The sequence below is a fragment of the Acidobacteriota bacterium genome, from assembly GCA_040754075.1.
GTDB lineage: Bacteria > Acidobacteriota > Blastocatellia > UBA7656 > UBA7656 > JBFMDH01.
In genome coordinates, this window is the sequence record JBFMDH010000025.1 from 107,501 (window position 1) to 114,167 (window position 6,667).

The 6,667-nt window shown below is 45.3% G+C and carries 8 protein-coding genes (1 of these 8 only partly in view); 7 read left to right on the plus strand and 1 reads right to left on the minus strand.

Features of this window, described 5'->3' with window-relative positions; translation table 11 throughout:
• The 7 genes from AB1757_22835 to AB1757_22865 form a co-directional block, all read left to right on the plus strand.
• Positions 1 to 365, plus strand: partial view of an HAD family phosphatase gene (locus tag AB1757_22835; protein ID MEW6129888.1) — the 3' portion only. It extends 319 nt beyond the left edge of the window; only the last 365 of its 684 coding nucleotides appear in the window; its start codon lies beyond the left edge, outside the window; the stop codon is at positions 363 to 365.
• 108 nt (positions 366 to 473) lie between these two features.
• On the plus strand, positions 474 to 1,502 hold the full coding sequence (locus AB1757_22840; protein ID MEW6129889.1) for a gluconolaconase: 1,029 nt from the start codon (positions 474 to 476) through the stop codon (positions 1,500 to 1,502).
• 37 nt (positions 1,503 to 1,539) lie between these two features.
• The gene (locus tag AB1757_22845; protein MEW6129890.1) at positions 1,540 to 2,238 is read left to right on the plus strand and encodes a site-2 protease family protein; all 699 of its coding nucleotides are present in this window, start codon (positions 1,540 to 1,542) and stop codon (positions 2,236 to 2,238) included.
• 10 nt (positions 2,239 to 2,248) lie between these two features.
• The gene (trpS, locus tag AB1757_22850) at positions 2,249 to 3,259 is read left to right on the plus strand and encodes a tryptophan--tRNA ligase (GenBank protein ID MEW6129891.1); all 1,011 of its coding nucleotides are present in this window, start codon (positions 2,249 to 2,251) and stop codon (positions 3,257 to 3,259) included.
• 32 nt (positions 3,260 to 3,291) lie between these two features.
• Positions 3,292 to 4,092 (plus strand): segregation/condensation protein A, encoded by an 801-nt coding sequence (locus tag AB1757_22855; GenBank protein MEW6129892.1) that lies wholly within the window; start codon positions 3,292 to 3,294, stop codon positions 4,090 to 4,092.
• Between the two features lie 93 nt (positions 4,093 to 4,185).
• Positions 4,186 to 4,719 carry an SMC-Scp complex subunit ScpB gene (gene scpB, locus AB1757_22860; protein MEW6129893.1) on the plus strand — a complete coding sequence of 178 codons (534 nt, stop codon included), beginning with the start codon at positions 4,186 to 4,188 and terminating at the stop codon, positions 4,717 to 4,719.
• 20 nt (positions 4,720 to 4,739) lie between these two features.
• Positions 4,740 to 5,534, plus strand: a complete 795-nt coding sequence (locus tag AB1757_22865; protein ID MEW6129894.1) for a pseudouridine synthase — start codon at positions 4,740 to 4,742, stop codon at positions 5,532 to 5,534.
• Positions 5,535 to 5,556: 22 nt separating this feature from the next.
• On the opposite strand, the gene AB1757_22870 is transcribed toward AB1757_22865, so the two are convergent.
• A complete protein-coding gene (locus AB1757_22870) occupies positions 5,557 to 6,540 on the minus strand; it encodes a transposase (protein ID MEW6129895.1) in 984 nt (327 codons plus the stop codon).
• Positions 6,541 to 6,667 lie beyond the last annotated feature (127 nt).

A 6,667-nucleotide genomic window follows, 5' to 3' on the forward strand; every position in this document is an offset into this window, starting at 1 on the left:
TTGCTATTGCCTCAGGAGCGCGACGCGATGAAATCCTGGCAATATTAAACTTCGCAAATTTAACCGAATTTTTTAATGGTATCGTGAGCACTGAAGATGTAGTCAAAGGAAAACCCGACCCCGAATCCTTTCTTAAAGCCCTATCAATACTACAATCTCAGGGAAATTCTTCATTGAATTCGGAAAATTGTCTGGTTATCGAGGATTCAATAAAAGGTATAAAGGCTGCGCGCGCCGCGGGAATGCTTTGCGTTGCGGTTACCAATTCATATAAACGAGACGAGCTTTCACACGCTGATTTAATTGTTGATAGCTTAGCTGACTTAACCTTGAGTGAGGTGGAATCCTTATTTTTAAAAAGCTAAGCGAGTGCCGGATGGCATATTATCCACCTTGAGGTTTTGCCTTTTGCCACGGCGCTTTGTAATATGCTTTAGGTTTCCTGATTTATGGTTTCTGATAGGAAGGATAATATGTCTCGACCGGTTATAGATAAACTGAGCCCTGGCGCTGGTGTTGAAGGCGGCGAAGTCATTATTTCATGTTCTCATTTCAATTTTTCCACTTACAGTCAGGTTCGGGTCATGTTTGATGGGATTGAGACACGCCCAATCGGGGCATCACCTTCCAGAGTTATCGCCCCCGTTCCGGTTAATTCCTTTTTGGAAGACGGGCTGGTTCAAATCAGTATTGAAAGCGATGGCATTGAAAGCGAACCGTTTGATTTCATTTTCGGTAAAAAGATTGCCGACAATTTACATCCGGTCGCTAACCCTGCATATGACCGTGACAATGGCGCAATCTACACAACCCTTTCAGGAACCCGCGGGCAAAAAGTTCCGGTTTCGGTATACAAAATCACTCCTGATGGAGAAAGCGAACCTTTTTTAACTGACCTAACCAACCCCACGGGTCTGGCGTTTAACCCGGATGGCGAGATGTTTATTACCAGCCGATATGACGGAACAGTTTATAAAATAACTCCATTTAAAGAGTCGGAAGCCTATGTGTTGAATTTAGGCGTAGCCACCGGTATCGCTTTCAATCGTGAAGGAAGGATGTTTGTCGGCGACCGTAACGGAACGATTTATTCAATCAACGAGATCGGCGAAGCAACCACCTTTGCAACTCTTGAACCCAGCATGGCAGCTTATCATCTGGCATTCGGGCCCGATGATTACCTCTACGTAACCGGCCCGAATATTTCAAGTTTCGATTCAGTTATGCGAATTAATCCGCTTGGCGAGGTCTCCAGGTTTTTCACAGGCTTAGGAAGGCCGCAAGGTTTAGCATTCGATAAAGATGGAAACCTTTATGTTGCCGCAAGCCGACAAGGACAACGTGGAATAGTTAAAATTACTCCCAATGCCGAAGCCGAACTATTTATTGCCGGAAACGCCTTCGTCGGACTGTGTTTCGATGACCACGGGGATATGCTCATTGCATCGAATCGTGAATTGTTCAGAGTCCCAATTGGAATTGCTGGCTACTTTCCTTTCTAAAAGTTTTTGCACTTTATCTGATTGAGGAGCAGGAAATTTGGAAAATCTATTTAGTATTCCGCCCGGAGAAATTCTACTTTGGTTCGTCGTCTTTTTGTTTTCTCTATCCTTTCATGAATCCGCCCATGCCTGGACTTCATACAAATTTGGAGATGATACAGGGCGACTGCAAGGCAGAATTACCATGAACCCTATCGCTCATATCGATCCAATTGGCACGATTCTTTTGCCGTTGATGGGCTTTTTGAGTGGAGGAATCGCGATGTTTGGTTGGGCAAAGCCGGTTCAAACTAACCCACTATTATGGCGTGAGAAAACCAAGGCAAATATTTGCGTTTCGGGAGCTGGTCCAATTAGCAATTTTATCCTTGTAATTATCTCCTTCATTACCATTAAGGTTTTATTGATTGCCGGTTTGTTGCAACGGGGATATAAAGCCCCCTTCACATTCGTTACACCAGTATCAACGGATTCAACCCTACTTTATCCGGTTGCAACCATCTTATGTATTTTTTTAATTTTAAATTTAACCTTGGGATTGTTTAACTTAATTCCAATCCCCCCTTTGGATGGTAGTCACATTTTAGAAAGTATCCTGCCCCCGCAAATCGCAGAAGCCTATGCTCAAATTCGTCCATTTGGCTTTTTAATCCTCATTGCGTTGATGTGGACAACTCCGATATTCAGTTGGATTTTTTTACCAATATTTCAACTCGTTCTTTCACTACTTTATTGATTAGAAAGTTATGACATCTTTAGAAAAGAAAAAAAGAATCGTTAGCGGAATGCGCCCGACCGGCAATCTCCATTTAGGCAATTATGAAGGCGCTTTGAAAAATTGGATTCGGTTGCAGGATTCCGGCGAATATGAATGCTTCTTCTTTATCGCCGATTTGCACGCTCTCACTTCCGATTATGCCGATACCAGCGCCATCCGCCAAAACACCCTTGATATGGTAAGCGATTGGCTTGCTTCAGGACTCGACCCGGAAAAATCGACGATATTCGTACAATCTGCGGTTCAGGAACATTCCGAACTCCACCTGATTCTTTCAGCCGTCACACCGCTTGGATGGTTGGAACGTGTGCCAACTTATAAAGAACAACGCGAAAACGTCACCAACAAAGACCTCAACAATTATGCATTTCTGGGGTATCCGGTTTTGCAGGCTGCCGATATTATTTTGTATAAAGCCGATTATGTTCCGGTCGGCAAAGACCAGGCATCGCATATCGAACTCACACGCGAAATCGTTCGCCGCTTCAATAATTTTTTTGGCGATGTATTTCCCGAACCGCAGGCATTGCATACCGAGGTTCACACGCTACCGGGAACCGATGGACGCAAAATGTCGAAAAGTTACGGCAATGCAATTTATTTAATCGACACCGTTGAAACGATTCGTGAAAAAACCCGCCAGATGATAACGGATCGCACGCGCATCAAACGTACAGACCCGGGACACCCTGAAAACTGCGACGTCTGTCAACTGCATCGTTACTTTGTAACGACGGAAATTGCCGACCGCTTCGATGATGATTGCCGCAATGCGCGAATCGGCTGCGTTGACCGAAAACGCGCTTTGGCTGATTCCATCATTGAAAAATATGGAACGATTGCCGATAAGAGCAGGCGATTGCGCGACAACCCGGAGGAGGTCATTCAACTCATTCAAACCGGCTGCGAACGCGCTCGCAAAGTTGCCGAACAAACCATGTCTGATGTTAGAAAAGCGATAAAAATGGAATGGCGGTAACCCTTGCTTTAGGTAATTTGAGAATTCAGTAAATGGAAAATTCAGCGAAGAAATTTAAATCTCAACCAGACCTCGCCCAACCCCCAGGTGTTGACGGGCAACTTGTGCCTGGCGATTCCGAAAACCAGTACAAGGTTAAGCTGGAAATGTTTGAAGGACCGCTTGACCTCCTGCTTTTCCTAATCAAAAAAGAGGAAGTCTCAATCTATGATATTCCGATTGCGCGCATCACGGCGCAATATCTGGAGTACGTTCAGGCTATGCAGGAATTGGATATTGCCTTAGCAGGTGAATTTCTGGTGATGGCGGCAACCTTGATTCAAATCAAATCGCAGATGCTTCTGCCGCGTGATCCAACTATTCCCGAAGACCAGGTTGAAGACCCGCGTAAAGAGTTGGTTTATCAACTGCTCGAACATCAGAAATTCAAAGCCGCAGCCAATATGTTGCATCAACGCGCGGTAATCGAAGCCGGGGTGTTTACGCGCGCGGAAATTGAAACCGACAAAAGCAACCCGGAAATTTCAGCGACGATATTTCAACTCTTTGAAGTTTTTCGCGAAGTCGTAAATCGCAAAAAAGCCTTAACCGAAATCGAAATTGCCCGTGAAGAGATTTCAATGAGCGAAAAGATTTCAGAAATAAAAACATTCTTAAAGAAATCCAGCGAAGTTCGCGTGCGACAGGTTTTCGAGCAGGCGAAATCGAAGCGTGAATGTGTCATCATTTTTCTGGCAATTTTAGAATTGGTAAAAGAGTTACAAATTCGTTTACGACAATCCAAAACCTTCGGCGATATTGTCATCGTCGAACGCGAACCGGAAACCATCTGAAGTCCAGTGTCCGAGGTTCGGTGTCAATCAGGTATTTTATTAGTTAATTCCTTTGACTCCAGACTCAAGACTCCAGACTCATACTATAACCCTATGACGATTGATGAACTGAAGCCAATAATCGAAGCAATAATTTTTGTCTCTGAAGAACCCATTACCCCTAAGCAACTCGCAGCCATGCTTGAGGAAGAAAATATCGATGATATTAAAACCGCTTGTGAGCAGCTAAGCGATGATTATCAGGCAAGAAACTGCGGACTTGAACTGAGGTCGCTTGCCGGCGGGTTTCGCATTTCAACCCGACCTGAGTTGAATGAATATGTGCGACGGTTTTTAAAAGCGCAACCGACCGCTAAGCTGTCGCTCGCAGCTTTGGAGACGCTCGCGGTGATTGCTTATAAACAACCCATTACGATTCCTGAAATCCTGGAAATTCGCGGCAAATCCTCGACCTCGGCAATTAAAACCCTGCTCGACCGCCGTTTGATTATCCCCAAAGGGCATAAACCCGTCGTCGGTCGTCCGATGCTCTATGGGACATCAAAAGAATTTCTCATTCAATTTGGCTTAAACGATTTGTCAGAACTTCCAAGCCTTGAAGACTTTGAAGATTTAGTGACGAGCTAAACCAATCTCTTATTTTTATTATGCTAGAGCGTCTGCAAAAAATTATCGCCAATGCCGGTATTGCTTCCCGTCGTGCTGCCGAAGAGATGATTCTTCGTGGTGAAGTAATCGTCAACGGAAAAGTTGTGACTGAACTCGGCACCAAAGCCGACAGTGAACGTGACCATATCAAAGTTCGCGGCAAATTAATTAATCCGCACGGTACAGAAAAAGAAAAACGGTATTACTTGGTCAATAAACCTCGCGGTTATATTTGCACGGTTAAAGACCCTAAAAATCGTCCCTTGGTCGCTTCCCTGTTGCCACCGTCATCGAGACGCGGATTGCATCCAATCGGTCGCCTGGATTTCAATTCCGAAGGATTAATAATTTTAACCAATGATGGTGAGTTGACGGAATTACTAACCAGAGCTGGAAAAATCGAAAAGGTTTATCATGTTAAAGTAAAAGGCGCGCCGACCAGAGAACAAATTAATATTTTGCAACGCGGAATCAAACTGGGCGATAAAGTTACCGCACCGGCAAAAATCAAACTTCTGGAACAAACTCGCAAAGGTGGCAATTGCTGGTACGAAGTCATCCTTATTCAAGGTAAAAATCAACAAATCAGAAAAATGTTTGATGCGATTGGGCATTCTGTAACCAAATTGCATCGCAAACGCATCGGTCATCTCACCGACGAAAAACTTCCACTCGGAAAGTATAGAGAATTAAAATTGAGCGACGTGAAAAAATTTTTCCAAACCTCATCAACCGGTCAAACACCGGTAAAATCCAGAAAACCCAAACCACTGCACCGTATGTCTTCCCGTTAATTAAATGAGGCGTGGTCATAAATCATGCCGCCCTCAAAAGTGCTTTGATTCCTTTACCTACCGTCTTGCCTTGCTCGTATTGATAGAGCAAGACAAGTTGGTAGATTAAGATCGCTCCCAAAGCCAAAAGCTTGGTTTTCTCTAACCCTTTGACTGGCATCTTGACGCGCCACTCAAAGACATTTTTGAACAAGCCGTTGAACGGCTCTATCGATTGCGAGCGCAGTTTATGAAAGAGCCTTCTGACACCCACGCCGCCATCACCGTGTGGATAAGCCCCACGTCTGGTCGCTACCAGTTGGCAACCGCGTTGATTGCACGCTTGGCGCAACTCTGGATCATTATAATGCGTGTCTCCCAAAACATAGCGCACTTGCTTGGGCATCTCCTGCAACAGGAGGGGCGCGACTTCCTTGTCTGCCGTGTTGGCAACCGTCAACTCTGCTGCCAAGGGGATCCACAAACTGCCGACACTGACCGCCAAATGCAATTTCCAGCCGTACCACCAACCGTGCCATCCAGACTTCGACCAACCCGCTTCGCAGTCTATCGAAGTGTGGGGGATTTCCCCATTTTCTCGATGTTTTTTATGCCATTTGCCTCCCGCCGTATCGAGTTTTGTACTATCGACAGCGACAGCGTATCCGCCTTGAGCCCAAGCCTGGAGTACAGCAACCAGATGGCGACCCAGATAACCAATCAATGCCGGCAAGGTATCGGGCAATTGCTGAAGTCGGCGTTCCCAGGTGCGGCGGGTGGGAAACTTGCCATCTTCGTGAAGCAAAACTTTCAACTGTTGGGCCACCCAATCCTCTTGCTCCAAAAAAGCGAGCAACGAATAGGCGGTATAGAGGCGACGAATAATCATAATCAGCAGGGCTTTCAAGATCAGCCTCTCGCTATACTCTTTGGGTCGTCCGCGTTTTCGCTTGTCGCTTTTAGGAGGTAAAGGAATATTGTCAATGAGCAAAACCAAGCTGACAAGTAAACTGCATTGTCGTAGCATCTCATCATCTCCAAAGTTTCGATTTGTGGAAAATGAGATACTACGGAGTCAACCGCGCTTTGGCTATGCTCAAGCGCGGTTATTATTCTATTGGCGGGTCTTAGCATTTATGACCACGCCTCAATTA